Here is a 26,155-nt window from a genome sequence, read left to right on the forward strand (position 1 = left end):
ATTTCGGTGCATGTCGTACTCGCCGGCGGGGGGACCGCCGGTCACATCGAGCCGGCCATGGCCCTCGCGGATGCCCTCCGCAGGCACGACCCGTCCGTCGGGATCACCGCCCTGGGCACCGAGCGCGGACTGGAGACCCGACTGGTACCCGAGCGCGGCTACCAGCTGGAGCTCATCCCGGCCGTCCCGCTGCCCCGCAAGCCCACCCCGGAGCTGATCACCGTCCCCGGCCGGCTGCGCGGCACCGTCCGGGCCGCCCAGGAGATCATCGAGCGGGTCAACGCGGACGCCGTGGTCGGCTTCGGCGGCTACGTCGCGATGCCCGCCTACCTGGCCGCCAAGCGGGCCGGGGTGCCGATCGTGGTGCACGAGGCGAACGCCCGCCCCGGCCTGGCCAACAAGATCGGCGCCCGCTACAGCGACTTCGTGGCGGTCTCCACGCCGGACAGCAAGCTGCGCGACTCCCGGTACATCGGCATCCCGCTGCGCCGGACCATCGCCACCCTGGACCGGGGCGCCGCCCGCCCCGAGGCCCGCCAGTACTTCGGCCTCGACCAGCGGCTGCCCACCCTGCTGGTGTCCGGCGGCTCCCAGGGCGCGCGCCGGCTCAACGAGACGATCACCGCGATCGCCCCGCGGCTCCAGCAGTACGGCGTGCAGATCCTGCACGCGGTCGGCCCGAAGAACGAGCTGCCGCAGGTGGCGGACGTCCCGGGGATGCCGCCGTACCGCCCGGTGCCGTACCTGGACCGGATGGACCTCGCCTACGCGGCCGCCGACATGATGCTCTGCCGGGCCGGTGCCATGACGGTGGCCGAGCTGGCGGCCGTCGGCCTGCCCGCCGCCTTCGTCCCGCTGCCGATCGGCAACGGCGAGCAGCGGCTGAACGCCCAGCCGATGGTCAAGGCCGGCGGCGGCCTGCTGGTGGACGACGCCGAGCTGACCCCGGACTGGGTGCTCCAGAACGTGCTGCCGGTGCTCACCGACCCGCAGCGGCTCTGGGACATGAGCCGGTCGGCCGCCGAGTTCGGCCGGCGCGACGCCGACGACCTGCTGGTCGGCATGGTGTACGAGGCGATCCAGGCGCACCGCGGCGGCCGCCGCCGTGGCTGACGGCCGGCTCGCCGACCCTCCCCCAGCCTCCGGCCGGAGGTACCCCCATGAGGACGAGTTCGGAGACGAGGAGGAGTCCGCTCCCCGCCTCCGGCTCTCCCGGCGGGGCATCGTGGTGCTGGGCGCGCTCGGCGCCGTGGTGCTCGGCGTGCTGGCCTGGCTGGTGTTCCTCTCCTCGGTCCTGGACGTGCGCAGCGTCGCCGTCCAGGGGACGAGCGACGACAGGCTGACGGCGGACCAGGTCCGCGAGGCGGTCGGCGGGCTCGGCCAGGGGCCGCTGGCGCGCGTGGACCTGGACGAGGTCCGGCACCGGGTGGAGGCCATCCCCCGGGTGGCCGGGGCCGAGGTCTGGCGGGGCTGGCCGCACACCCTGCGGGTGAAGGTCGTCCAGCGCAAGGCGGTGGCCGCCGTCAAGGGGGAGGACGGCCGGTTCACCCAGGTGGATGCCGGGGGCGTGAGCTTCGCCACCGAACCGGCCCCGCCGGAGGGCGTCCCGGTGGTCGAGCTGCGACTCAGTCAGCAGGCGAACGACGTCGACGGGGTGATCTCCCGTCCGCAGTTGGTGCGGGGCGCGGTGGCGGTGGCCGCCGGGCTGCCGCCGGAGGTCGCCAAGCGGGCCGGCTCGGTGCTGGTGCACTCGTACGACGACATCGAGTTGCAGCTCAGCGGGGGTGCGACGGTGCGTTGGGGGAGTCCGGAGCAGATCGACCGGAAGGCCCGGGTGCTGGTCGCGCTGATGAACCAGAAGGGCACCAACTTCGATGTGACGGCGCCTGAGGCGCCGGCGGTGTCCGGGTGATCCGGTAGGTTCTCTGCCTGAGGGAGGGGTTGACGCCTTGAAGTGTCGGCCCGACTCTTGGTGGTCACCCCCGGTTTCCTAAGCCGGCCGATGATCACATAGGCTCAAAAGAAAAAGGGAAGCTCGGCGTGTTCGTTGAAACACGTGCCTGGAGCCACCTAGTGTCCTGTGTCACCAGACTGTGTTTCCTGGTGATGTGACGGAGGCACAGAACTAACCCTAAAGGTCAAGTTTAGGGTTGGGGTCGGCGGTCGGCATTTCGGACATTCAGTCAGAAACCAGGCTCCCTACCCATCGACATCCGTCGGTACGGCCCCGCTCCGGGTCGCACCGACCCGGAAATTCGAGGCGAGAGGCCTTCGACGTGGCAGCACCGCAGAACTACCTCGCAGTCATCAAGGTCGTCGGAATCGGCGGCGGTGGTGTCAACGCCATCAACCGGATGATCGAGGTCGGTCTCAAGGGCGTCGAGTTCATCGCGATCAACACCGATGCGCAGGCCCTCCTGATGAGCGACGCCGACGTCAAGCTCGATGTGGGCCGTGAACTCACCCGGGGCCTGGGCGCCGGCGCCAACCCCGAGGTCGGCCGCAAGGCCGCCGAGGACCACCGCGAGGAGATCGAGGAGGTCCTCAAGGGGGCCGACATGGTCTTCGTGACCGCCGGCGAGGGCGGTGGCACGGGCACGGGCGGCGCGCCCGTCGTCGCCAACATCGCGCGCTCGCTGGGCGCCCTGACCATCGGCGTGGTCACCCGTCCGTTCACCTTCGAGGGACGGCGCCGGGCCAACCAGGCCGAGGACGGCATCGCCTCCCTGCGCGAAGAGGTCGACACCCTCATCGTGATCCCCAACGACCGGCTGCTGTCCATCTCGGACCGCCAGGTCAGCGTCCTCGACGCGTTCCGCTCGGCCGACCAGGTCCTGCTCTCCGGTGTCCAGGGCATCACCGACCTGATCACCACCCCGGGTCTGATCAACCTCGACTTCGCCGACGTCAAGTCCGTCATGTCGGACGCCGGTTCGGCGCTCATGGGCATCGGCTCGGCCCGCGGTGAGGACCGCGCCAAGGCCGCCGCCGTGATGGCGATCTCCTCGCCGCTGCTGGAGGCCTCGATCGACGGCGCCCGCGGCGTGCTGCTGTCCATCTCGGGCGGTTCCGACCTCGGCCTGTTCGAGATCAACGAGTCGGCCCAGCTGGTCAGCGAGGCGGCCCACCCCGAGGCGAACATCATCTTCGGCGCGGTCATCGACGACGCGCTCGGCGACGAGGTCCGGGTCACCGTCATCGCGGCCGGCTTCGACGGCGGGCAGCCGCCGGCGATCGTCCGCGACCCGGTGGTCAAGTCCACCACCCCGGACCGCCCGGCCACCCCGCCGGCGGCGCCGGAGCGTCCGGCCGGCCGCCCGTACGGGACCATCGGCTCGGTGACGTCCCGTTCGGAGGGCGAGTCCCCGGCCGCCGCGCCGAGCCGAACCGCCGAGACCCCGGCCACCACGACCGCCGCCGCCCCGGTGCCGCCGCAGGTGCAGCCGGCCCGGCAGCCGTACGTGGAGAGCCCGGCCGAGGAGCTCGACGTCCCGGACTTCCTTAAGTGATCGATCACTCGATCCGCGCGGGTGCTCACTTCGCCTTCACCTCCCGGTGGGGCGGGGTGAGCACTTCGCCGTACGGGGAGCTCAACCTCGGCGGCGCGGTGGGGGACGACCCCGGGGCCGTGCGGGAGAACCGGGCGCTGGCCGCCCGGCGGCTGGGGCTCGACCCGGCCGACGTGGTGTGGATGAACCAGGTGCACGGCGCCGAGGTCGCCGTGGTGACCGGGCGCCAGCCGCTCGGCGAGGCCCCCACGGTGGACGCGGTGGTCTCCGACCGGCCGCTCGCGCTGGCGGTGCTGACCGCCGACTGCACCCCGGTGCTGCTGGCCGATCCGGTGGCGGGCGTGGTGGGCGCGGCCCACGCGGGCCGGCCCGGGCTGGCGGCCGGGGTGGTGCCCGCGGTCGTCCGGGCGATGGTCGCACTGGGCGCGGAGCCCGGGCGGATCACCGCCGCGACGGGGCCCGCGGTCTGCGGCCGCTGCTACGAGGTGCCGGCCGAACTGCGCGCCGAGGTCGCCGCGGTGGTGCCGGAGGCCTTCGCCGAGACGTCCTGGGGGACTCCGGCCCTGGACGTGCCGGAGGGAGTCGCGGCCCAGCTGGCCGCGGCCGGGGTCAACGAGCTGGTGCGGTCACCGGTCTGCACCCTCGAATCCGCCGATCACTACTCCTATCGCCGCGAGCAGCGCACCGGCCGGCTCGCGAGCTACGTCTGGTTGGGCTCTGATCACTGATGACGAACGACATCTACGGACCGTTCCCGGGCAGCGCCGGGTTCACCGCGGCGCTGACGGAGGGCCAGCGGGCCCGGTACGAGGAACTCGGCACCAACCTCGACGTGGTCGAGCGCCGGATCGCGGACGCCTGTGCGGCCGCCGGTCGCGCCCGGAGCGAGGTCACCCTGGTCGTCGTCACCAAGACGTACCCCGCCGAGGACACCGCGCTGCTGGCCGGACTCGGCGTGACGGACGTCGCGGAGAACCGCGACCAGGACGCCGCTCCCAAGGCGGAGCAGTGCAGAAACCTTCCTCTTGACTGGCACTTCGTCGGCCAGCTGCAGACCAACAAGGTCCGCTCGGTCGTCCGGTACGCGAACCACGTGCACTCGGTGGACCGGCTCCGGCTGGTCGGCTCGCTCTCCGCGGCGGTGCTCAAGGCGGAGCGCCCGGAGCTGGGCTGCCTGGTGCAGGTGGCGCTGGACAAGGCGTACGGGGAGGGTGAACACCGGGCGGGGGTCGCGCCGGAGGACGTCGCGCAACTGGCCGACGCGATCGCCGACACGCCCGGGCTGCGGCTGGACGGTGTGATGACCGTCGCTCCGCTGGCCGGTCCGCTGGCCGGGGACCCGGCCCGCGCCTTCGATCGGCTGGCGGAAATCGCATCCGCCGTACGGGCGGACCATCCGGCTGCCACCATGGTCTCCGCAGGGATGAGCGGCGACCTTGAGCAGGCGATTGCCGCCGGAGCGACACATGTGCGCGTCGGAACGGCGGTCCTCGGAGTGAGGTCACCGCTCAGGTAACGTCACCGGGTAAGTAGATCAGACAGCAGGACAAAATAGGACAGAATCTAGCAGCTCTTCGGAGCGCTAGCGAACCGTGGATCGCAGCTCCGCGGCCCCCGCTCCACGCACTCTGACCGGCCGTCGGGCTGACACGCCGTCGTGGAAGGGCCACGGAATCCGCAGGCGGGGCCGTACGGCCCGGGCCGGAGCCGGTCCGTACGGAGCGAGCGAAGCGGGCGACCACCAGAAGGCGCGCGCATCGCGAAGCCGCCACCGAGCGTCAGCGAGGTGGCTATGAGCGGAGGAGACAGGAGCATGGCCGGCGCAATGCGCAAGATGGCGGTCTACCTCGGCCTCGTGGAGGACGAGACGTACGACGGCCAGGGGTACGACCCCGACGACGACTACGACGCGGATCCCGAACCGATCCGGACGGGCCAGCGGACCGAGGACATCCCCCGGCCGGCACCGGCTCCCGCGGCCGCCGCGCCCGCCCCGGTCTCCTCCATCACCCCGCAGCCGGTGCCCGCGGCGGTGCCGATCCGACAGGAGACTCCGAGGATGGCACCCGTGTCGTCCATCACACCCGAACGTCGCCACAACCTGGAGAAGAGCGCACCGGTGATCATGCCCAAGGTCGTGAACGAACGAGAGCCCTACCGCATCACCACGCTGCACCCCCGGACCTACAACGAGGCCCGTACCATCGGGGAACAGTTCCGCGGCGGGACCCCCGTGATCATGAATCTGACCGAGATGGACGACACCGACGCGAAGCGCCTCGTAGACTTCGCCGCTGGACTCGTCTTCGGTCTGCACGGCAGTATCGAGCGCGTGACACAGAAGGTGTTCCTGCTGTCGCCTGCTAACGTCGATGTCACGGCGGAGGACAAGGCTCGGATCGCCGAGGGTGGGTTCTTCAACCAGAGCTGACCCGGCCACGACTTTACGTGTGGATCTGATCAACAGTGGTTTAGCGACAGGTGACGAGCGGCAGGCCCGAGGGATCGGGACCGGGGAGAGGGAAACGCGATGGACATCGTGTGGGCGGTGCTCTACTACGCCCTGACCGTCTTCCTGGTGTTCCTGCTCGTACGACTGGTCATGGACTGGGTCTTCCAGTTCGCGCGTTCGTGGCGGCCCGGCAAGGCCATGGTCCTGGTCCTGGAGGCCACGTACACTGTCACGGATCCGCCGCTCAAGCTTCTTCGGCGGCTCATTCCGCCGTTGCGTTTCGGGGGCGTGGCGCTCGACCTGTCCTTCTTCGTACTGATGATCATTGTGTATGTCCTGATCTCGCTTGTGCACCCCTAGTCGTAGGTGAGCGATGCGACAGGATGCCGGTGTGCCGACGATCACGTTGAGGTGAAGAGATGCCATTGACCCCCGAGGACGTTCGGAACAAGCAGTTCACGACCGTCCGCCTGCGTGAAGGCTATGACGAGGACGAGGTCGATGCCTTCCTCGACGAGGTCGAGGCGGAGCTGACCCGCCTCCTCCGGGAGAACGAGGACCTGCGCGCCAAGCTGGCCGCCGCGACTCGTGCCGCCGCGCAGAACCAGGCCAACCTGCGCAAGGAGCCGCAGCAGGACGCCCCCCGCCAGGGCGGCGCCCCCGTGCCGGCCGCCATATCCGGTCCTCCGGTCCCCGGCCAGCAGGGTCCGGGCGGCCCGCAGCAGATGGGTCCCGGCGGTCCGCAGCAGATGGGTCCGGGTGGTCCGCAGCAGCAGATGGGCCCCGGCGGCCCGCAGCAGCAGATGGGCAACCAGCCCCTCGGCCTGCCCGCCGGCTCCGCGCCGCAGCTTCCGGCCGGCGGCGGCCCGCAGCAGCAGATGAACCAGACCATGGGCGGCCAGCAGCAGCTGGTCCAGCCGATGGGCGGTCAGATGCTGCAGCCCATGGGCGGCCCCGGTGGCCCGCAGCAGATGGGCAACCCGATGGGCCAGGGCATGGGCCAGCAGCAGATGCAGCCGATGGGTGGCCCGATGGGCGGCCCGCAGCAGATGGGCGGCCCGATGGGCGCCCCGATGCAGCAGCAGGGCCCCGGTGGCGACAGCGCCGCCCGGGTGCTCGCGCTCGCCCAGCAGACCGCCGACCAGGCGATCTCCGAGGCCCGCTCCGAGGCCAACAAGATCGTCGGCGAGGCGCGCAGCCGGGCCGAGGGCCTGGAGCGCGACGCCCGTGCGAAGGCCGACGCGCTGGAGCGGGACGCGCAGGAGAAGCACCGGGTCGCGATGGGCTCCCTGGAGTCGGCGCGGGCCACGCTGGAGCGCAAGGTCGAGGACCTGCGGGCGTTCGAGCGTGAGTACCGCACGCGTCTGAAGTCGTACCTGGAGACCCAGCTGCGCCAGCTGGAGTCGCAGGCCGACGACTCGCTCGCCCCGCCGCGGATCCCCGCCACCGCGTCGCTGCCGCCGGCGGCCTCGTCGATGGCTCCGGCCGGTGCCGGTGCGATGAGCAGTGGCGCGCCGAGCTTCGGTGGCAACCAGCCGTCCTTCGGGGGCAACTCGCCGTCCTTCGGCGGGAACAGCTCCTTCGGCGGCAACTCCTCGGCGCCGAGCTTCGGCGGGCAGTCGAACGGCGGCAACAGCGGTGCTCCGCAGATGCAGCCGGCCGGGATGACCCAGCCGATGGCGGCGGTCCGTCCGCAGCCGCCGCAGCCGATGCAGCAGGCTCCGGCGCCGATGCGGGGCTTCCTGATCGACGAGGACGGCGACAACTGAGGTTGTAGCAGGGCCTTTCGAGGGCGCCCCCTTTCCGACCCACGGGTCGGGGAGGGGGCGCCCTTCTGCGTCCGGGGGACAGGGGGGCGTGCGGGCAGGGCGAGGGGCGCGCCCGGCTGAGCAGCGCGGGGCGCGTGGAACCGGAGGGGGCGTATGGGAGCCGGGGCGGGCGTGGGGCGTGGGCGGGTACGACGAAGCCGCCGTCACCCCGGGGGGACGGCGGCTTCGTGGCGGAGCGTCAGGCCTTGCGGAGCTGGAACGCGAGGCCGAGGGAGTCGTCGGCGAAGGTCTCGGAGTCCCAGTCGGCCGCACCGGCGGCGAAGTCGGTCGCGAGGACCTCCTCGGCGACGAGCGGGCCGTGCTCGGCGACGGCCTCGGCGGTCTCCTCCGAGGTGGCGCGCCAGCGCAGGACGATGCGGTCGGCGACGTCCAGGCCGGAGTTCTTGCGGGCCTCCTGGATCTGGCGGATGGCGTCGCGGGCGATGCCGAGGCGCTTGAGCTCCGGGGTGATGGCCAGGTCGAGGGCGACGGTGGCGCCGGACTCGTTGGCGACGGCCCAGCCCTCGCGCGGGGTCTCGGTGATGACCACCTCGTCCGGGGAGAGGGTGATCGTCGCGCCGTCCAGCTCGACCGAGGTCTCGCCGGTGGCGCGCAGTTCGGCGGCCAGGCGGGCGGCGTCGGTGGCGGCGACCGCCTTGGCGACGTCCTGCACGCCCTTGCCGAAACGCTTGCCCAGCACGCGGAAGTTGGCCTTGGCGCTGGTGTCGACCAGCGAGCCGCCGACCTCGGCCAGCGACTCCAGGGCGGCGACGTTGAGCTCCTCGGCGATCTGCGCGCGCAGGTCGGCGGGCAGCTCCTCCCAGCCCTGGGCGGCGACCAGCGCGCGCGACAGCGGCTGACGGGTCTTCACGCCGGACTCGGCGCGGGTGGCCCGGCCCAGCTCGACCAGGCGGCGGACCAGCGCCATGTGCCGGGAGAGCTCGGTGTCGATCAGCGACTCGTCGGCCTCCGGCCAGGTGGCCAGGTGCACCGAGGCCGGGGCCTCCGGAGCGACCGGGACGACCAGGTCCTGCCAGACCCGCTCGGTGATGAACGGGGTGAGCGGGGCCATCAGGCGGGTGACCGTCTCCAGCGCCTCGTGCAGGGTGGCGAGCGCGGCGGCGTCGCCCTGCCAGAAGCGGCGGCGGCCGCGGCGGACGTACCAGTTGGACAGGTCGTCGACGAAGCCGGACAGCAGCTTGCCGGCGCGCTGGGTGTCGTACGCCTCGTAGGCCGCGTCGACCTCGCGGACCAGGGTGTTCAGCTCGGAGAGCACCCAGCGGTCCAGCTGCGGACGGTCGGCCGGGGCCGGGTCGCTCGCCGAGGGCGCCCAGTTCGAGGTGCGGGCGTACAGGGCCTGGAAGGCGACGGTGTTCCAGTAGGTGAGGAGGGTCTTGCGGACCACCTCCTGGATGGTGCCGTGGCCGACCCGGCGGGCCGACCAGGGCGAGCCGCCGGCCGCCATGAACCAGCGGACGGCGTCGGCGCCGTGCTGGTCCATCAGCGGGATCGGCTGGAGGATGTTGCCGAGGTGCTTGGACATCTTGCGGCCGTCCTCGGCCAGGATGTGGCCCAGGCAGACGACGTTCTGGTAGCTGCTCCTGTCGAACACCAGGGTGCCGACCGCCATCAGCGTGTAGAACCAGCCGCGGGTCTGGTCGATCGCCTCGGAGATGAACTGCGCCGGGTAGCGCTTCTCGAACAGCTCCTTGTTCTGGTACGGGTAGCCGTACTGGGCGAAGGGCATCGAGCCCGAGTCGTACCAGGCGTCGATGACCTCGGGCACGCGGGTGGCGGTGCCGCCGCAGTCGCGGCAGTCGAAGGTCACCGCGTCGATGTACGGGCGGTGCGGGTCGAGGCCGCTCTGGTCGGTGCCGGTGAGCTCGGACAGCTCGGCCAGCGAGCCGACGCAGGTGAGGTGGCCCTCCTCGCAGCGCCAGATCGGCAGCGGGGTGCCCCAGTAGCGGTTGCGGCTGAGCGCCCAGTCGATGTTGTTGTTCAGCCAGTCGCCGAAGCGGCCGTGCTTGACCGTGTCCGGGAACCAGTTGGTGGCCTCGTTCTCGCGGATCATCGCGTCCTTGACGGCGGTGGTCCGGATGTACCAGGACGGCTGCGCGTAGTAGAGCAGCGCGGTGTGGCAGCGCCAGCAGTGCGGGTAGCTGTGCTCGTACGGCAGGTGGCGGAAGAGCAGGCCGCGCTCCTTGAGGTCCGCGACCAGGGCCTCGTCGGCCTTCTTGAAGAACTGGCCGCCGACCAGCGGGACCTCGGGGGCGAAGGTGCCGTCGGCGAGCACCGGGTTGACCACCGGCAGGCCGTACCTGCGGCAGGTCGCGAGGTCGTCCGCGCCGAAGGCGGGGGACTGGTGGACGATGCCGGTGCCGTCCTCGGTGGTGACGTAGTCGGCGTTGAGGACGTAGTGGGCGTCCTCGATCTCGACCAGGTCGAAGGGGCGGCGGTAGGCCCAGCGCTCCATCTCGGCGCCGGTGAAGGACTCGCCGGTGGTCTCCCAGCCCTCGCCGAGCGCCTTGGCGACCAGCGGCTCGGCGACGACGAGCTGCTCGTCGCCGTCGGTGGCCACCACGTAGGTGACCTCGGGGTGGACGGCGGCGGCGGTGTTGGAGACCAGGGTCCACGGGGTGGTGGTCCAGACCAGCAGGGAGGCCCGGCCGGCCAGCGGGCCGCTGGTCAGCGGGAACCGCACGAAGACCGAGGGGTCGACCACGGTCTCGTAGCCCTGGGCCAGCTCGTGGTCCGAGAGGCCGGTGCCGCAGCGCGGGCACCAGGGGGCGACCCGGTGGTCCTGGACCAGCAGGCCCTTGTCGAAGATCTGCTGGAGCGACCACCAGACGGACTGGACGTACGACGGGTCCATCGTGCGGTACGCCTCGTCGAGGTCGACCCAGTAGCCCATCCGGGTGGTCAGCTCGGCGAAGGCGTCGGTGTGGCGGGTCACCGAGTCGCGGCACTTGGCGTTGAACTCGGCGATGCCGTACGCCTCGATGTCCTGCTTGCCGGAGAAGCCCAGCTCCTTCTCGACGGCGAGCTCGACCGGCAGGCCGTGACAGTCCCAGCCGGCCTTGCGGGCGACGTGGTAGCCCTTCATGGTCCGGAAGCGCGGGAAGACGTCCTTGAAGACGCGGGCCTCGATGTGGTGGGCGCCCGGCATGCCGTTGGCGGTGGGCGGGCCCTCGTAGAACACCCACTCGGGGCGGCCCTCGGACTGCTCCAGGCTGCGCTGGAAGATCTTGTTGTCCTGCCAGAACGACAGGATCCCGTGCTCCAGGGCAGGCAGATCCACCTGCGCGGGGACGGGGTGGTACAGGGGGGTCGCACGCGGTGCGTCGTCGGAAGGGTGGTGGTGGGTGGCGGGTTGGGAGCTGGCCATCGCGGCGTCTACCTCCGGCGGATGCTGGGACTGGATCCTCCGGAGGGACGAGACGGCCCGGCCGTCCCGCGGTACCACCCTCCTTGGCCGCGGTGCTGCGTTCGCGGCCCTCTTGTTTGGGCTTGCTGCCGGGTCTAGTGGGCCACCGCGGCATCGCGGCGGCCGTTCTTCCGGCGGCTCCGGGGTGATCTTCCCGCCGTGCACACCCCCGGGCTCGCACCGTCCCCGGGTCGCTGGTGGCTGCGTACGTCGGTACTCGTCCCATCTGCGCCTTGCAGGGCCAGTGTATCGGCCGGGCGAGTCGGTTTGTCCAAACCGTTTCCGGCGGGCGGCCCGCGGCCGCTCGGGCAGGTGTTCGGGCGGCCGGTCCGGGGGCGTTCGGCGGCGGAGGTTAGCCGGAGTCGATCTGGGCACAAAACCATGGGCACACGGGGCGGGACGGTTGGGGCGGCTGCCTGGGTGGGATCGTCATGAGGCGTCGGTATGTCAGGTTGTGACCGGTTTTGATCGGGATTATCGTTCCGGCACTGGAAGCCGCCGGGAACCGGCGGCTCGATTCGTTCGTAGATGGGGTCGAAAGCCATGGCTGAGAAGGGAACCGGCGCGGGCACCGCCACCAAGCGGGCACGCAAGGCCGTGGCGGTCGACCCAGGGGAGGGGACCGTGACCACTACCGCATCCAAGAGCAGCACCGACACCGTCACCGCACCGCGCGGCGCCGAGTCCGTCGATCCGGCCACGCTGCCGGTCCGGCCCGGCGAGGAGCCGTGGACCACCGAGGAGGTCCACGAGCTGCACGACGAGCTGATCAGCGACCTGGAGCGGCTCCGCAACGAGATCGACGCCGCCGAGGCGGCCATCTCCGGCCTGATGCGCGACTCCAACGACGGAGCCGGCGACGACCAGGTGGACGCCGGCACGAAGAACATCTCGCGGGAGAGCGAGCTGGCGCTGGCCAACAACGCGCGGGACAGCCTGGCCCAGACCGAGCGCGCGCTGGAGCGGCTGGAGGGCGTCGGGTTCGGCACCTGCGAGTCCTGCGGGCAGGCCATCGGCAAGGCCCGGATGCAGGCCTTCCCGCGGGCGACGCTCTGCGTGCAGTGCAAGGCCAAGCAGGAACGCCGCTGACCCGGGCGACCGGAGCGACGCGGGGGGTCGGGCTTGCCGTACGCTCGACCCCGTATCGTCGCCCGAGTAACGTCGCCTGACGCGTTCGCGAACGCGGGCAGGTAGTCACCGGCCCACCACCCTCCCCCTCCTGCGGACCGGGGGAGCTCCATCGGCAGCGGAGCGGATCATCAGTACGCAAGGTTCCCCCCACACCCGGGACGACGCCGTCCCGTCCCCCGCCGATGCCGTGGAGGTGCCCGTGGCCGAGCCGACCGAGCCGGCCCGGGCGTCCGAGTCCGCGTCCGTGGACGAGGCGAAGACCGAGCGGCCCAGGGGCCCGCGCCGGGTCGGCGTGCTGCTGGTCGTCGCGATGCTCGCCTTCCTGATCGACCTGGGCAGCAAGGTGCTGGTGGTCGCCCGGCTGGAGAACCACGCGGCGATCAAGGTGGTCGGCGACGTCGTCACCTTCCAGGTGATCCGCAACTCGGGTGCGGCCTTCGGGATGGGGCAGGCGCTGACCATCGTCTTCACGATGATCGCCTCCTCCGTCATCGTGGTGATCTGGCGGATCGCCCGCCGGCTGTACAGCCTGCCCTGGGCGATCGCGCTCGGGCTGCTGCTCGGCGGGGCGCTCGGCAACCTCACCGACCGGCTGTTCCGCGCGCCCAGCGTCTTCCGCGGGCATGTGGTGGACTTCATCTCCGTCCAGCACTTCGCGGTCTTCAACCTCGCGGACTCGGCGATCGTCTGCGGCGGGATCCTGGTGGTCCTGCTCTCCTTCCGGGGCAGCAACCCGGACGGCACCGTCCACCAGCCGGCCGAGAAGGCCGACAAGGCGGAGCAGGCCCGGAAGTAGCCGCCGGGAAGCAGGCCGGGGACCGGTCCCGGAGGCGGGCCGGGCCACCGGCGGGCGGGGGAGGGCCGCGTTTCCGGCATACTCGTACGGGTGAGTACCGCAGCGCAGATCCGCAGCCTCCCCGTACCCGACGGCCTGGAGGGCGAGCGCCTCGACGCCGCCCTGGCCCGGATGTTCGGCTTCTCCCGGACCAAGGCCGCCGAGCTGGCCGCCGACGGCAAGGTGACGCTCGACGGCGCCGTGGCCGGCAAGTCGGACCGGGTCACCGCCGGTTCCTGGCTGGAGGTCGAGATCCCCGCCCCGGCGGCCCCCGTGCGGATCGTCGCCGAGGCGGTCGAGGGCATGCGGATCGTGCACGACGACGAGGACATCGTGCTGGTCGACAAGCCGGTCGGTGTCGCCGCGCACCCCAGCCCGGGCTGGACCGGCCCCACCGTGATCGGCGGACTGGCCGCGGCCGGGTACCGGATCTCCACCTCGGGCGCCGCCGAGCGCCAGGGCATCGTGCACCGGCTGGACGTCGGCACCTCCGGGCTGATGGTGGTCGCCAAGTCCGAGCGCGCCTACACCGACCTCAAGCGGCAGTTCCACGACCGGATCACCGAGAAGCGCTACCACACGCTGGTGCAGGGCCACCCGGACCCGATGAGCGGGACGGTGGACGCGCCGATCGGCCGGCACCCCAGCTCGGACTGGAAGTGGGCCGTCACCCAGGACGGCAAGGCGTCGATCACCCACTACGACCTGATCGAGGCGTACCGGGCCGCGTCGCTGCTGGCGATCAAGCTGGAGACCGGGCGCACCCACCAGATCCGCGTCCACATGTCCGCGCTGCGCCACCCCTGCGTGGGCGACCTGACGTACGGCGCCGACCCGACGCTGGCCAAGCGGCTGGGGCTGACCCGGCAGTGGCTGCACGCGGTGTCGCTCGGCTTCGAGCACCCGGCGGACGGGCAGTGGGTCGAGTTCTCCAGCGAGTACCCGGACGACCTGCGCAAGGCGCTGGACGTCATCGCGGCGGAGAGCTGACGTGGCCGCGGCGGGGGTGACGGTCCGGGTCGCCGAGGGCGAGGCGGACCTGGCGCTGGTGCACGGCGTGCGGCGCGAGGTGTTCGTCGTGGAGCAGGGGATCCCCGAGGACGAGGAGTGGGACGACCTCGACGGGACCTCCGAGCACCTGCTGGCGATCGGTCCCGACGGCAGGGCCGTCGGGACGGCGCGGCTGATCTTCGGGGAGCAGGCGCGCGAGCTCACCGGGGGCGTCGAGGGACGGGTGCTGCTCGGGCGGCTCGCGGTCGTCGCGGCGGCCCGGGGGACGGGGCTGGGTGCCGAGCTGGTCCGGGCGGTCGAGGCCGCGGGGGCCGGGCGCGGGGCCGTGGAGGTCGAGCTGCACGCGCAGGTGGGGGCGCTCGGGTTCTACGAGCGGCTGGGGTACGTGGCGCAGGGGCCGGTGTACGACGACGCCGGGATCCCGCACCGGACGATGACCCGGGTGCTGTAGGCGTTCGCCGCGGTTCCCCGTGCCCCCGTCGGGGTGCGGGGAACTCCTGCTTCCCGGGGGCCGCCGGTCAGGTGTCGGTGGTGCGGAGCCGCGGGAGGGCGTGGGGGTGCTCGTCGCGCAGGTGGGCGATGAGCTGTTCGCGGATGTCGAAGCGGAGCTGGGCGGCGTCGTCGGGGGTGCGGGCGGTCATGGTGGCGCGGACGACGATGGTGCTGGGCGTGGTGTCGGTGACCTGCAGGGCCCACTCGGCGCCGTCCCAGAGCGGGTGCCGGTCGAGCCGGGCGCGCAGGGCGGCGCGCAGCTCGTCCACCGGGGCGGTGTGGTCGAGGTGGAGCAGGACGGCGGCGAGCAGGCCGGGGTCGCGGCGGGTCCAGTTCTCGAAGGGCCTGCTGACGAAGTACGAGACCGGGACGACCAGCCGGCGGTAGTCCCAGAGCCGGACCACCAGGTAGGTGAGGGTGATCTCCTCGACGGTGCCCTGCTGGCCGTCCACCACCACGGTGTCGCCGATCCGGACGGTGTCGCCGAAGGCGATCTGGAGGCCGGCGAAGAAGTTGCCCAGGGTGCTCTGGGCGGCGATGCCGGCCACGATGCCGAGGATGCCCGCCGAGGCGAGCAGGCTGGCGCCGATGGTGCGCATGGCGGAGAAGGTCAGCAGCATCACGGCCGCGGTGACCACGACGATCAGCGCGTTGACCACCCGGCGCAGCATGCTGACCTGGGTGTGCACCCGCTGGATCCGGGCCGGGTCGTCGACCCGGGTCTCGTAGCGGCCGAGCAGCGCCTCCAGGACGGCGGCCACCACGCGGACGGTGAGCCAGCCCAGGGCGGCGAGCAGGAACAGCAGGAGCAGGTGGTGCGCGCCGTCGTCGTGCTTCGGGCGGAAGGTCCGCTGGAGCGGCTTGGCGGCGAGCAACAGGGCTGACACGACGGTGAGTTGGAGTGGGACCCGGCAGCGGCGGAGCAGCGGCCAGACCGGGGCCGAGGGCTGACGGGCGGCGATCCGCTGGAGGGCCTGGTCGACGGTCCAGCCGACCGCCAGGGTGGCGGCGACGGTGGCGAGCAGCGAGATCAGCGGCCAGAGCATGCGCCGTACGATACTCGGGCATACCGGGGTGAAACGGGCAAACGGTGTGGCGGCTTTATCGGACGCCTACCCGGACGGCCGATACGATCAGCGGCCATGGAGTTCGGTGGGGCATGGCGTCGCTGGCGCGCCCGGGGAACATCGGTGAGACGCAGGCTGCTGGCCGGGGCGGTGGCCCTGGTGGCGGTGGCCGCGGCCGGCACCGCGACGGTGGCGTCCGGCGGTGAGCGGGCGGTCCGGCAGGAGGACCGTTTCCTCAGCATGCCGGAGACGCCCGGCAGCGCCCAGCAGGTCCAGCTGGACACCTCCTTCTTCACCACCGGCGGCGGCGGTCCGCGCCCGGCGGTGCTGCTGGCGCACGGCTTCGGCGGCTCCAAGGAGGGCGAGCGCGAGCGTGCCGAGCAGCTGGCCCGGCAGGGGTACGCGGTGCTGACCTGGTCGGCACGCGGCTTCGGGCACTCGGGCGGCCGGATCGGGCTGAACGCGCCGGACCGCGAGGTCGAGGACGTCAGGCACCTGGTGGACTGGCTGGCCCAGCGGCCCGAGGTGCGGCTGGACGCGGCCGGCGACCCGAAGGTCGGCATCACCGGCGCCTCGTACGGCGGGGCGGTCTCGCTGCTGGCCTCCGCCTACGACGCCCGGATCGACGCGGTGGCCACCCAGATCACCTGGTGGAACCTGGCCGACGCGCTGTTCCCGCAGGGCGTGCGGGGCTCGGACGCCGAGGACGGCGTGTTCAAGAAGCTGTGGGCCGGGATCTTCTTCACCACCGGCTCGGCCGGGGAACTCGGGCCGTCCGGCGGCGCGCCGCGGGAGAACGCCGGGCCGGGGCCGAAGGAGGACGGGCCGGTCGGCTGCGGGCGGTTCCTGGAGTCGCTCTGCCGGATGTACGACCGGGTCGCCACCGCCGGGCACGCCGACCCGGAGGCCGTGGCGCTGCTGGAGCGCTCCAGCCCGTCCTCGGTGGCGGAGCGGCTCAAGGCGCCCACGCTGGTGGTGCAGGGGCAGCAGGACTCGCTGTTCCCGCTGGACCAGGGGGACCGCATCGCCCAGGCGGTGGCCGCCAACGGCGCGCCGGTGGCGGTGGACTGGTTCGCCGGCGGCCACGACGGCGGGACGGACACCTCCGCGCGGGTCGACGACCGGGTGACGGCCTGGTTCGACCACCATCTGAAGGGGCTCGGCGACGACACCGGAGCGGCGTTCCGGGTCACCCGCACCGGCGGGGTGGACTCGACCGGCTTCCAGGCCGTGCTGCGCGGGGCCAGCGCCGACCGGTACCCGGGACTGGGCGGGACCGGCTCGCGGACCGTCGAGCTGACGGGCGGCGAGCAGACCCTCGCCAACCCGCCCGGCGGCGCCCCGCCCGGGATCTCGACCCTGCCCGGCGTCGGCGCGCTCAGCCAGGCGGCCTCGCTGGGCGCCGGGCTGTCGCTGGACTTCCCCGGGCAGAACGCCGCCTTCGACTCGGCGCCGCTGGACTCGCCGCTGCACCTGACCGGGCAGCCGACCGTACCGGTGCGGGTGACGGCGGACCGGCCGGACGCGGTGCTCTTCGCCAAGCTGTACGACGTCGGCCCGGACGGCAAGGCGGTGCTGCCGCAGCAGCTCGCCGCCCCGCTGCGGGTCACCGGCGCGGACGCCGGACGGACCGTCACGGTGGCGCTGCCGACCGTGGACCACGCCTTCCCGGCCGGGCACCGGGTGCGGCTGGTGCTGGCGAGCACCGACCTCGCGTACGCCTCGCCGGTCGAGCCGGCCACCTACCGGGTGGCGCCGGCCGGGGCGGTCACCGTGCCGACCGTCGAGGAGCTGGTCACCGAGTCGGCGCCGCTGCCCTCGCGCACCTGGGTGCTGCCGGTGGTCGCCGTGCTGGCCGCCGCCGCCCTGGTGCTGGCGCCGCGGCTGCGCCGCCGGCGGGCCGCCGACGGGCCCGGCTTCGACCCGGAGCTGGCCGCGGTGCCGCTGCGGATCAGCGGGCTGAGCAAGCGCTACAAGGGCGCCCAGGACCGCTACGCCGTACGGGAGCTGGGCTTCCGGGTGGAGCAGGGGCAGGTGCTCGGACTGCTCGGGCCGAACGGCGCGGGCAAGACCACCACGCTGCGGATGCTGATGGGCCTGATCCGGCCGGACGCCGGGGAGATCCGGATCTTCGGGCACCTGGTGCGGCCCGGCGCGCCGGTGCTGTCGCGGGTCGGGGCGTTCGTGGAGGGTGCGGGCTTCCTGCCGCACCTCACCGGGCGGGCCAACCTGCGGCTGTACTGGCAGGCGACCGGACGGCCGGAGGCGGACGCGCGCTTCGACGAGGCGCTGGCCATCGCCGGGCTCGGCGAGGCGCTGGACCGCGCGGTGCGCACGTACTCGCAGGGCATGCGGCAGCGGCTGGCCATCGCGCAGGCGATGCTCGGGATGCCGGACCTGCTGATCCTGGACGAGCCGACCAACGGGCTGGACCCGCCGCAGATCCGCGAGATGCGCGAGGTGATGATCCGGTACGCGGCCGGCGGGCGGACCGTGATCGTGTCGAGCCACCTGCTGTCCGAGGTCGAGCAGAGCTGTACGGACCTGGTGGTGATGGACCGCGGGCGGCTGGTCACGGCCGGCCCGGTCGGGGACATCGTGGGCGCCGGCGAACTGCTGGTGATCGGCGTCGCCGGCCCGTACGACCCGGTGCCGGTGGTCGAGAAGGTCGGCGCGCTGGCCGGGGTCGGCTCGGTGGAGGCCGTCGAGGGCGGACTGCTGGTGCGCCTGGACGGGCTCGCGGCCAGCGAGCTGCTGGCCGAACTGGTGCGGCTGGAGGTGCCGGTGGAGAGCGCCGGGCCGCAGCGGCGGCTGGAGGACGCGTTCCTGTCGTTGATCGGAGGTGGAGCGTGAGCGTCGTCGCGACGGACCGCGCCGGGTCGAAGGACCCGGCGGAGTCGATGGACCACGCCGAGGGGTACCGGGCGAGCCGGACACTGCCGCTGCGGGTGGAGGCGATGCGGCAGCTGCGCCGGCGCCGCACGCTGGTGATCGGCGCGGTGCTGGCCGCCATGCCGTTCGTCCTGCTGGCCGCGTTCCAGATCGGCGGCACCCCGGGCCGTCCGGACCGGACCAGCTTCATCGAGCTGGCCACCGCCTCGGGGGCCAACTTCGCGGTCACCATGCTGTTCGTCGGCACCGGCTTCATGCTGGTCATCCCGGTCGCGCTGTTCTGCGGGGACACCGTCGCCTCCGAGGCCAGCTGGTCCTCGCTGCGCTACCTGCTGGCCGCGCCGGTGCCCCGGGCCCGGCTGCTGGCCCGCAAGTTCGCGGTCGGGCTGCTGTTCTCGGCCGTGGCGGTGGTGATGCTGCCCGCGATCGGACTGGTCGTCGGCACGGCGGCGTACGGCTGGGGGGACCTCAAGCTGCCCGCCGGGGTCAGCCTGCCGGCCGGGCAGGCGCTGCCCCGGATCGCCATCGCGGTGGCCTTCGTGTTCCTCGGCGAGATCGTGATCGCGGCGCTGGCGTTCTGGCTCTCCACGGCCACCGACGCGCCGCTGGGCGCGGTCGGCGGCGCGGTGTTCGCCTCGATCATCACCGGGGTGCTGGACGCCGTCACCGCGCTGGGCGACCTGCGGGAGTGGCTGCCGGCGCACTGGCAGTACGCCTGGGCGGACGCCCTGCAACCGCAGCTGGAGTGGGGCGGCATGGTGCAGGGGGTGTCGCTGTCGCTCTCGTACGCGGTGGTGCTGCTGGCGCTGGCGTTCCGCGGCTTCGCGCGCAAGGACGTGGTGTCGTAGCCGGACGCGGAGCGAGGGGCCCGGTGGGGGATGCGGGATCATGGACGGGTAGCTGACCCCCCTGGTGAAGGACCCGAACCGTGGCCCAGATCGTCCTCTTCCACTCCGCCTACGGGCTGCGCCCCGCCGTGCGCGCCGCCGCCGACCGGCTGCGCGCCGCCGGGCACACCGTGCACACGCCGGACCTGTTCGACGGGCGGACCTTCGAGTCCGTCGAGGAGGCGCAGGAGTTCCAGGAGGAGCTCGGCGGCCGCGACGAGCTGCTGCGGCGGGCGGTGGCGGCGGTCGCGCCGGTCTCCGAGGGCGGGCTGGTGTACGCCGGCTTCTCGCTCGGCGGCGCGGTGGCGCAGAACCTGGCGCTGGCCGACGAGAAGGCGCGCGGACTGCTGCTCCTGCACGGCACCTCGGACCTGCGGGAGGACGCGGCCACCGAGATCCCGGTGCAGCTGCACATCGCGGAGCCGGACCCGTTCGAGCCCGAGGACTGGCTGAACGCCTGGTACCTGCGGATGCGGCGGGCCGGCGCGGAGGTGGAGGTGCACCGCTACCGGGGCGCCGGGCACCTGTTCACCGACCCGGAGCTGCCGGACTACGACGAGGAGGCGGCGGAGCGGGCCTGGGCGGCGTCGCTGGACTTCCTCGCGGAGCTGGACGGCTGAGCCGAAGGACCGGCGCCGAAGGCGCCGGGTGGGGCGGTGACACCGCCCCACCCGGCGCCTTCCGCGTTCCCGGGCCCGGCCCGCCCGGGCGGGAGGACTGTTTCCGGACAGCTACAGAGCGTGATCACAGCCCGAATGGTCCAGACCTCCTTGCGGCCCGCGGCCGCCGGGCCAGCGCCGATGACCGATGTGGAATCCGCTGTTCACCGTACGGCCCCTTCGGCTTCACGGTACGCGGGCCCGCCCGGGCGGCCGGAATTCCCAGGGCCTCGTTGATCTACCGTGAATTGCCTTCATAGCATCGGTGTGCACTCCAACCCTCACTTGCTCGCCTAATCCGTGGAAATGCCGTCACGCCATTTCCCGCGACACCAGCTTGGAGCGGCACATGCTTGTTCTCGGAATCACCAACAACGACCTGGCCGGAGCCTGCCTGGTCCAGGACGGGACGGTCCTCGCGGCCGTCAGCGAGGAGCGGTTCACCCGGGTCAAGGACCATCGGACCTGGCCGGAGCGGTCCATCGAGTACGTTCTGAAGGAGGCCGGGGCCACCCTTTCCGAGGTCGACCGGGTGGCCTACGGCTGGCAGGCCGGATTCGACGCCGAAAAGCACCTGCTGCTCTATGTGGACCGGATTTCGGAGGAGGCCCTGCGCCGCCCCGAGGCGCTTCCGCACCTGCGCAAGCGGATATCCGACGAAATTCGCAACGACCGTGCGAAGCGCGCCGAGTTCGACGCCTTCGTGGAGGACAACGGACTGCGCGCCAAGGTGGTTCACGTCGACCACCACGAATCGCACGGCCTGGGCGCCTTCCTGTGCTCCCCGTTCGACGAGGCGCTCGTGGTCACCTGTGACGGCCGCGGGGACTTCCAGTCCCTGACCGTCACCCACTACCACCCCGGCGGCGAGGAGGTGCTCCAGCGCGAGACCTCGATCGACAGCCTCGGCTACTTCTACGGCCGGATCACCAAGCTGCTCGGCTTCCGCCCCAACCGGCACGAGGGCAAGATCACCGGCCTGGCCGCCAACGGCGACCCGGAGAAGCTGCTCCCGCTGATGCGGCGGATGATCGACGTCGAGGAGGACGGCGCGATCCGCGCCCGCTGCGGCGACTGGTACCAGCCGTCCTACGAGGGCTACTCCGAGGAGCTGCTGCGCGAGATCGCGGCGCACGAGCCGGCCGACGTCGCGGCGGCCGCCCAGCGGCACGTGGAGGACCTGCTGACCGCCGTGGTCGCGCGGCACATCGGCCGGGTGCCCGGCGGCAACGTCTGCCTGTCCGGCGGGGTCTTCGCCAACGTCAAGCTGAACCAGCGGATCTTCGAGACCGAGGGCGTGCGGAACATCTACGTGCTGCCGCCGATGGGCGACGGCGGGCTGCCGCTGCAGGCCGCCGTGGTGGTGGCCCACCGGGAGACCGGCGAGCGCCCGCGGGTGCCCTCGATGGCGCTCGGGCCGGACGCGGCGATCTCCGAGGGCCTGCTGGAGGAGATCCTGCAGGAGTACCCCGGGCTGCGCTACCGGCGGATCGGCGAGTCCATGCGCGAGGTGCTGCTCGCCGCGCTGGAGGCGGACCAGGTCATCGGTACCTACCGCGGCCGGATGGAGTTCGGCCCGCGCGCGCTCGGGCGGCGCAGCGTCATCTACGGCACCGCCGACGTGACCATGAACGACTGGCTCAACAAGCGCCTGAACCGTACCGAGTTCATGCCCTTCGCGCCGATCACCGCCGAGGACCTGGCGGCCGACTGCTACCGGGGCTGGGCCCCCGAGCAGCCCTCGGCGCTGTTCATGACGATCACCTACGACTGCCACGAGACCTTCGCCAAGGCCTGCCCGGCGGTGGTGCACGTGGACAACACCGCCCGGCCGCAGATCGTCCGGGCCCAGGACGACCCCTTCCTGCACGGCCTGCTGATGGCCTGGTACGAGCGCAGCGGGCAGGCGGCGCTGGTGAACACCTCGTTCAACAAGCACGAGGAGCCGATCGTCGGGTCGCACCGCGACGCGCTCGACCCGCTGCTCGACGGGGTGATCGACCTGCTGCTGGTGGACGACGTGTACCTGGTCTGGAAGGACTCCGCCGACGGCTTCATGGCGCGGCAGGCGGTCTGACCGGGGGCTCGGGCGGGGGCTCGGGCCGGGCGGGCGAGGGGGCCGGACCGACGAGCGAGGTCTAGTCCAATTGACCGCCCGGCCCGCGGCCGGGAAAGTGTGAACAATCGTCAGATCGTATGGTGCGAGCGCCGAGTGAGGAGACCGATGCAGCCGCAAGCCGGAACGCGGTACGAGGTCGAGGCCGTCGTCTTCGACATGGACGGGGTCCTGATCGACTCCAGGCCGGTGATCGAGGAGGCGTGGCGGTCGGTGGCCCGGCGCCACGGCCGGGTGCTGACGGACCCGGAGCTGGAGGACTACGTCCACGGGCGGACCGGCGACCAGACCGTCCGGCTGATCTTCCCGGACCACTCGGACGCCGACCGCAGGGCGATCTGGGCCGAGGTGGACACCGTCGAGGAGGAGGCCCCGTACCCGGTGATCCCCGGCGCCGACGGGCTGGCCGCCCGGCTGCGGCGGGCGGGCGTGCCGATCGGACTGGCCACCAGCAGCTGGCCGCGGAAGATCGAGAACGCGCTCGGCGGGCTCGGCCTGCTCGACGCCTTCCGGGTGCGCGTCACCCGGGACGACGTCGAGCGGGGCAAGCCGCACCCGGACCCGTACCTGGCGGCCTGCCGGGGGCTCGGGATCCGGCCGCAGCGCACGCTGGTCTTCGAGGACTCCGTCAGCGGGGTCCGCTCGGCGGTCGGGGCGGGGGCGGTGTGCGTCGGCATCGGCGGGCCGGCCCTGGTGGAGGCGGGTGCGGTGGTCGCGGTGCCGGACTTCACCGCGCTGGTGGTGGGCGGGGCCGGTGCCGCGGGGCCGCTGGTGCTGACCGACCCGGACGGGCTGGTCTCGGTGGTGCTCACGGCGGGGCCGCACGGTGGCTGAGGCGGGGCGGGCGGCGGCGGACCTGTCGCCGGGCGCTCCGTCGGGCGCTGCGCCGGACGCTGCGCCGGGTGCGCCCTCGGACGCGGGGCCGTCCGATGCGGCGTCGGAGGTGCCGGACGCGCCGGACGCGCCGGTGATGGCGAGATCGGCGGCGCTCTCGGCGTTCGGCGTCTTCCTCGTCCTGGGCGTGCTCACCGCCTCGCTCGGCGCCTCGCTGCCCTTCCTGCGGGAACGGTTCGGCGCCGAGCACGAGGTCGGACGGGTGGTCTCCGCCTACAACGTGGGCGCGCTCGCGGCGACCCTCGGCATCGGGTTGCTCGGGCGGCGGCTGAACGTCCGGGCGGCGCCGCCCGTGCTGCTCGCGGTCTTCGCGGCGGGCGCGGCCGGGATGGCGGCCAGCCCCGGCTGGGCCGGCTACCTCGGCTGCGCGGCGGTGACCGGCATCGGGTACGGCGGGCTGGCGCTCACCCTCAACACGGCGTTCGCGCGCGGCTTCGCAGGGGACAGCGTGGTGATGGTCAACCGGCTGAACGCGGTGTTCGGGATCGGCGCGATGCTGGGCCCGCTGGCCGCCGGGGCCCTGGGCCGTACGGACATCCGGCTGCTGGCGCTGGCGGCGGCGGTGTGCGCGCTGCCGTGCTTCCTGGTCGGACGGGCCGGGGCGGTGCTCGCGGCGGCGCCCCGCACGCAGGCCGCCCCCCGGGCCGGGGCCGACGGCCGACGGCTCGGGACCGTCGTGGCCTTCCTGCCGTTCCTGCTGGTGGGCCTGGTCTACGCGGGCCTGGAGACCAGCATCGGCACCTGGCAGTCGACCCAACTGGAGCGCGACGGCTGGAGCACCCAGGCGGCGACCACCGCGGCCTCGGGGTTCTGGGCCGGGCTGGCCGTCGGCCGCCTGGTGATCCCGCAGCTGACCCGGCGGGTGCCGGGCCGCACCGCGCTGCCGGCCTACCTGGCGGCCGCGCTCGGCGCGCTGGCGCTGGCCGCCGTGCCGCACCTCGCGGTGGCGGCCTACCCGCTGGCCGGGCTGGCGCTGGCGCCGGTGCTGCCGACGCTGATCGCGTGGGTCTCGGGCGTGGCGGAGGTGCCGCAGCAGGCGACCTCGGTGCTGACGCTCTGCTGCATGCTCGGCAACGCCGTCGTACCGGCGGTGGTGGGGGCGCTCAGCGGGTCGGGCGGGCCGGTGGTGATCCCGCTGGTGCTGGCCGGGGCGTGCCTGCTCTGCCTCGGACTCGCGGGGTGGCTGCGGGCCGTACGGCGGTGAGCGCGCGTGGGAAGTCGGCCCGGCCGACTTCCCACGCGGTGGCCGACGTCGTCGAGCCGGCCTCGACGCGCGGAGCGGGGCGGAGCAGGACGGAGCGGGGCGGAACAGGGCGGCGCGGGGCGGGTTACATCGGCGTGGGCCTGATCATGGCGAAGGGGGCGCCCTGCGGGTCGGTGACCACGGTCATCCGGCCCGCCATCATGTCGAAGGGCGGGACCAGGACGGTGCCGCCGCCCCGGACCAGGGCGTCCACGGTGGAGTCCACGTCGTCGACCGCGAAGTAGGTCAGCCAGTGCGCCGGGGTGCCGGGCGGGTCGTTGGCGAGCAGGGTGGCGCCGCCGACCGCGCGGCCGCCGACCCGCAGCTCCCAGTACGAGTCCGCGCCGTCCAGCGGTTCGATCTCGATGCCGAACGCCGCGCCGTAGAAGGCGGTGGCGGCCGGGATGTCGCTGGTGTGCAGCTCGTTCCAGGTCAGCGCGCCGGCCTCGTTGACGACCTTGGCGCCGGAGAACTCGCCCGGCTGCCAGACGCCGAACACCGCGCCCTGCGGATCGGCGGCGATCAGCATCCGGCCCAGCCCGCCGACGTCCACGACCGGCGCGAGCAGGGTGCCGCCGGCCGCGACGATCGCGTCCTGGGTGGCCTCGGCGTCGGTGGCGGCCAGGTAGCTGGTCCAGACGGTCGGCGGCTCCGGCGTCCCTTCGGGCGTCATCGTCGGGCCGATGCCGGCCACGCCCCTGCCGTTGAGCTCGCAGACGGCGTAGCCGCCGAACTCGGCCGGGCCCGGCTCGCCCTGCCAGCCGAGGAGGTCGCGGTAGAAGTCCAGTGCGGCCTGCTGGTCCTTGGCCGTCAGGTCGACCCAGCACGGGGTGCCGGTCGGGTACGGGGAGGTGACCTCGGGCATGCTCGCCCTTTCTGGTGAGGGGTCTCTGCGGTGAGGGGGCTCTGCCGGTCACCATCGCCTCGGGCACGGTGGTCCGCCACTCGACACACCGCCGTGGCCGCCGGGGCGGCCCGGGGCGGCGGGCCGGCCCGACGGCGTACGGGTGGGCCGTTCGCGTGACGGCCGGGTCGACACCTGCGGAGAGCCGCCGCCCGGTTCGACCGCTGACGCTTCGAGGAGGCGGAGGCGCGCGGGAAGCCGGAGCGGCCCGCTCCCGCGCGTCCGGAGCGGCTGCCGGCGGGGCGGTACGACGGCGGTGCCCCCGTTGAGGACGACGCCCGTACGGGGCCGGGGCTTCGGTCAGACGTCGACCTTCTCGAAGGTGAAGGCGGTGGAGCCGTCGAGGACGGGGATGACCTCGATCGGGCTCCGCCTCCCGGGTTCGAGGACGGTCCACGAGGAGCCCTGGGGAGACTTGATCCGGTAGGTGGCCGGAAGGCCGTCGACGGGGCTCAGCTCCCACTCGGTCGCGTCGCCCTGGTCGAGGAGGAGGGAGACCAGCGGGCCGGCCGGCTTGAGGTCCTCCACGGCGGTCGGGGCGCCCTTGGCGTAGAGCCGGTAGCGGTTGCCGGGGCAGGCCTCGACGACCCAGACGGCGTCCTGGTCGTCGGTGTTGGCGAAGACGGTTTTGGGGGAGAGGTCCAGGGCCTCGTGACGGGCTCGGCCGATCCTGGCGCCGCCGTTCTGGATGGTGTAGAGGCCGGACTCCAGCTGGGCCATGGCTGTCATTCCTCCGCGGTGTGGGCGAGGTGCAGGACAGTTGTACGTGCTCGGAGGAAGCCGGGGCAGGGGCCTCGGCACGCCGTCACCTGAACGAGCTACGCCCCCCGG

The 26,155-nt window shown here is 73.0% G+C and carries 22 protein-coding genes; 18 read left to right on the forward strand and 4 right to left on the reverse strand.

Features of this window, described 5'->3' with window-relative positions:
- Positions 1–6: 6 nt before the first annotated feature.
- From murG to ACFY0X_RS05250, 8 genes are all read left to right on the forward strand, one after another.
- Positions 7–1,113, forward strand: a complete 1,107-nt coding sequence (gene murG / locus ACFY0X_RS05215) for an undecaprenyldiphospho-muramoylpentapeptide beta-N-acetylglucosaminyltransferase (RefSeq protein ID WP_049649525.1) — start codon at positions 7–9, stop codon at positions 1,111–1,113.
- On the forward strand, positions 1,106–1,912 hold the full coding sequence (locus ACFY0X_RS05220) for a cell division protein FtsQ/DivIB (protein ID WP_387748951.1): 807 nt from the start codon (positions 1,106–1,108) through the stop codon (positions 1,910–1,912). The genes murG and ACFY0X_RS05220 overlap by 8 nt, the downstream gene beginning before the upstream one ends.
- Before the next feature lie 364 nt (positions 1,913–2,276).
- Entirely contained in the window at positions 2,277–3,509 is a 1,233-nt protein-coding gene (gene ftsZ, locus ACFY0X_RS05225) for a cell division protein FtsZ (RefSeq protein ID WP_387748954.1), read from the forward strand.
- Positions 3,506–4,237, forward strand: a complete 732-nt coding sequence (gene pgeF, locus ACFY0X_RS05230; RefSeq protein ID WP_387748957.1) for a peptidoglycan editing factor PgeF — start codon at positions 3,506–3,508, stop codon at positions 4,235–4,237. The genes ftsZ and pgeF overlap by 4 nt, the downstream gene beginning before the upstream one ends.
- Positions 4,237–5,025, forward strand: a complete 789-nt coding sequence (locus ACFY0X_RS05235) for a YggS family pyridoxal phosphate-dependent enzyme (protein WP_387748959.1) — start codon at positions 4,237–4,239, stop codon at positions 5,023–5,025. Before pgeF ends, ACFY0X_RS05235 begins: the two co-directional genes overlap by 1 nt.
- A 297-nt stretch (positions 5,026–5,322) precedes the next feature.
- A complete protein-coding gene (locus tag ACFY0X_RS05240) occupies positions 5,323–5,940 on the forward strand; it encodes a cell division protein SepF (RefSeq protein ID WP_224276937.1) in 618 nt (205 codons plus the stop codon).
- 99 nt (positions 5,941–6,039) lie between these two features.
- Positions 6,040–6,321 carry a YggT family protein gene (locus tag ACFY0X_RS05245; RefSeq protein ID WP_030060143.1) on the forward strand — a complete coding sequence of 94 codons (282 nt, stop codon included), beginning with the start codon at positions 6,040–6,042 and terminating at the stop codon, positions 6,319–6,321.
- 59 nt (positions 6,322–6,380) lie between these two features.
- Positions 6,381–7,730: a DivIVA domain-containing protein gene (locus ACFY0X_RS05250; protein WP_387748962.1), complete on the forward strand. Its 1,350-nt coding sequence runs from the start codon at positions 6,381–6,383 to the stop codon at positions 7,728–7,730.
- Between the two features lie 238 nt (positions 7,731–7,968).
- On the opposite strand, the gene ileS is transcribed toward ACFY0X_RS05250, so the two are convergent.
- The gene (ileS, locus tag ACFY0X_RS05255) at positions 7,969–11,154 is read right to left on the reverse strand and encodes an isoleucine--tRNA ligase (RefSeq protein ID WP_387748965.1); all 3,186 of its coding nucleotides are present in this window, start codon (positions 11,152–11,154) and stop codon (positions 7,969–7,971) included.
- Positions 11,155–11,817: 663 nt separating this feature from the next.
- Here ileS and ACFY0X_RS05260 point away from each other — a divergent pair.
- From ACFY0X_RS05260 to ACFY0X_RS05275, 4 genes are all read left to right on the forward strand, one after another.
- Entirely contained in the window at positions 11,818–12,282 is a 465-nt protein-coding gene (locus ACFY0X_RS05260; RefSeq protein ID WP_387748967.1) for a TraR/DksA family transcriptional regulator, read from the forward strand.
- 166 nt (positions 12,283–12,448) lie between these two features.
- On the forward strand, positions 12,449–13,120 hold the full coding sequence (gene lspA / locus ACFY0X_RS05265) for a signal peptidase II (RefSeq protein ID WP_387749298.1): 672 nt from the start codon (positions 12,449–12,451) through the stop codon (positions 13,118–13,120).
- Between the two features lie 90 nt (positions 13,121–13,210).
- A complete protein-coding gene (locus tag ACFY0X_RS05270; RefSeq protein WP_387748970.1) occupies positions 13,211–14,149 on the forward strand; it encodes an RluA family pseudouridine synthase in 939 nt (312 codons plus the stop codon).
- A 1-nt stretch (position 14,150) separates the two neighbouring features.
- Positions 14,151–14,621 (forward strand): GNAT family N-acetyltransferase, encoded by a 471-nt coding sequence (locus ACFY0X_RS05275; protein WP_387748973.1) that lies wholly within the window; start codon positions 14,151–14,153, stop codon positions 14,619–14,621.
- A gap of 67 nt (positions 14,622–14,688) precedes the next feature.
- On the opposite strand, the gene ACFY0X_RS05280 is transcribed toward ACFY0X_RS05275, so the two are convergent.
- A complete protein-coding gene (locus ACFY0X_RS05280; protein ID WP_387748976.1) occupies positions 14,689–15,708 on the reverse strand; it encodes a mechanosensitive ion channel family protein in 1,020 nt (339 codons plus the stop codon).
- Between the two features lie 96 nt (positions 15,709–15,804).
- On the opposite strand from ACFY0X_RS05280, the gene ACFY0X_RS05285 reads away from it, so the two are divergent.
- The 6 genes from ACFY0X_RS05285 to ACFY0X_RS05310 all read left to right on the forward strand — a co-directional run bounded on the left by ACFY0X_RS05285 (position 15,805) and on the right by ACFY0X_RS05310 (position 24,381).
- Positions 15,805–18,582, forward strand: a complete 2,778-nt coding sequence (locus ACFY0X_RS05285; RefSeq protein ID WP_387748980.1) for an alpha/beta fold hydrolase — start codon at positions 15,805–15,807, stop codon at positions 18,580–18,582.
- 47 nt (positions 18,583–18,629) lie between these two features.
- The gene (locus ACFY0X_RS05290; protein WP_387749301.1) at positions 18,630–19,469 is read left to right on the forward strand and encodes an ABC transporter permease; all 840 of its coding nucleotides are present in this window, start codon (positions 18,630–18,632) and stop codon (positions 19,467–19,469) included.
- 80 nt (positions 19,470–19,549) lie between these two features.
- Entirely contained in the window at positions 19,550–20,128 is a 579-nt protein-coding gene (locus ACFY0X_RS05295; RefSeq protein WP_387748983.1) for a dienelactone hydrolase family protein, read from the forward strand.
- 388 nt (positions 20,129–20,516) lie between these two features.
- Positions 20,517–22,244 (forward strand): carbamoyltransferase, encoded by a 1,728-nt coding sequence (locus ACFY0X_RS05300; RefSeq protein WP_387748986.1) that lies wholly within the window; start codon positions 20,517–20,519, stop codon positions 22,242–22,244.
- A gap of 147 nt (positions 22,245–22,391) precedes the next feature.
- The gene (locus ACFY0X_RS05305; protein ID WP_387748988.1) at positions 22,392–23,117 is read left to right on the forward strand and encodes an HAD family hydrolase; all 726 of its coding nucleotides are present in this window, start codon (positions 22,392–22,394) and stop codon (positions 23,115–23,117) included.
- Positions 23,118–23,253: 136 nt separating this feature from the next.
- Positions 23,254–24,381, forward strand: coding sequence for an MFS transporter (locus ACFY0X_RS05310; RefSeq protein ID WP_387748991.1), 1,128 nt, complete (start codon positions 23,254–23,256; stop codon positions 24,379–24,381).
- A gap of 124 nt (positions 24,382–24,505) precedes the next feature.
- Here the strand turns inward: ACFY0X_RS05310 and ACFY0X_RS05315 are convergent, their stop codons facing one another.
- On the reverse strand, positions 24,506–25,285 hold the full coding sequence (locus ACFY0X_RS05315; protein WP_387748994.1) for a VOC family protein: 780 nt from the start codon (positions 25,283–25,285) through the stop codon (positions 24,506–24,508).
- Between the two features lie 339 nt (positions 25,286–25,624).
- Positions 25,625–26,044, reverse strand: coding sequence for an I66 family serine proteinase inhibitor (locus tag ACFY0X_RS05320; protein ID WP_387748996.1), 420 nt, complete (start codon positions 26,042–26,044; stop codon positions 25,625–25,627).
- Between the last annotated feature and the right edge of the window lie 111 nt (positions 26,045–26,155).

The organism is Kitasatospora sp. NPDC001547 (genome assembly GCF_042894165.1).
In the GTDB taxonomy this organism is placed as follows: domain Bacteria; phylum Actinomycetota; class Actinomycetes; order Streptomycetales; family Streptomycetaceae; genus Kitasatospora.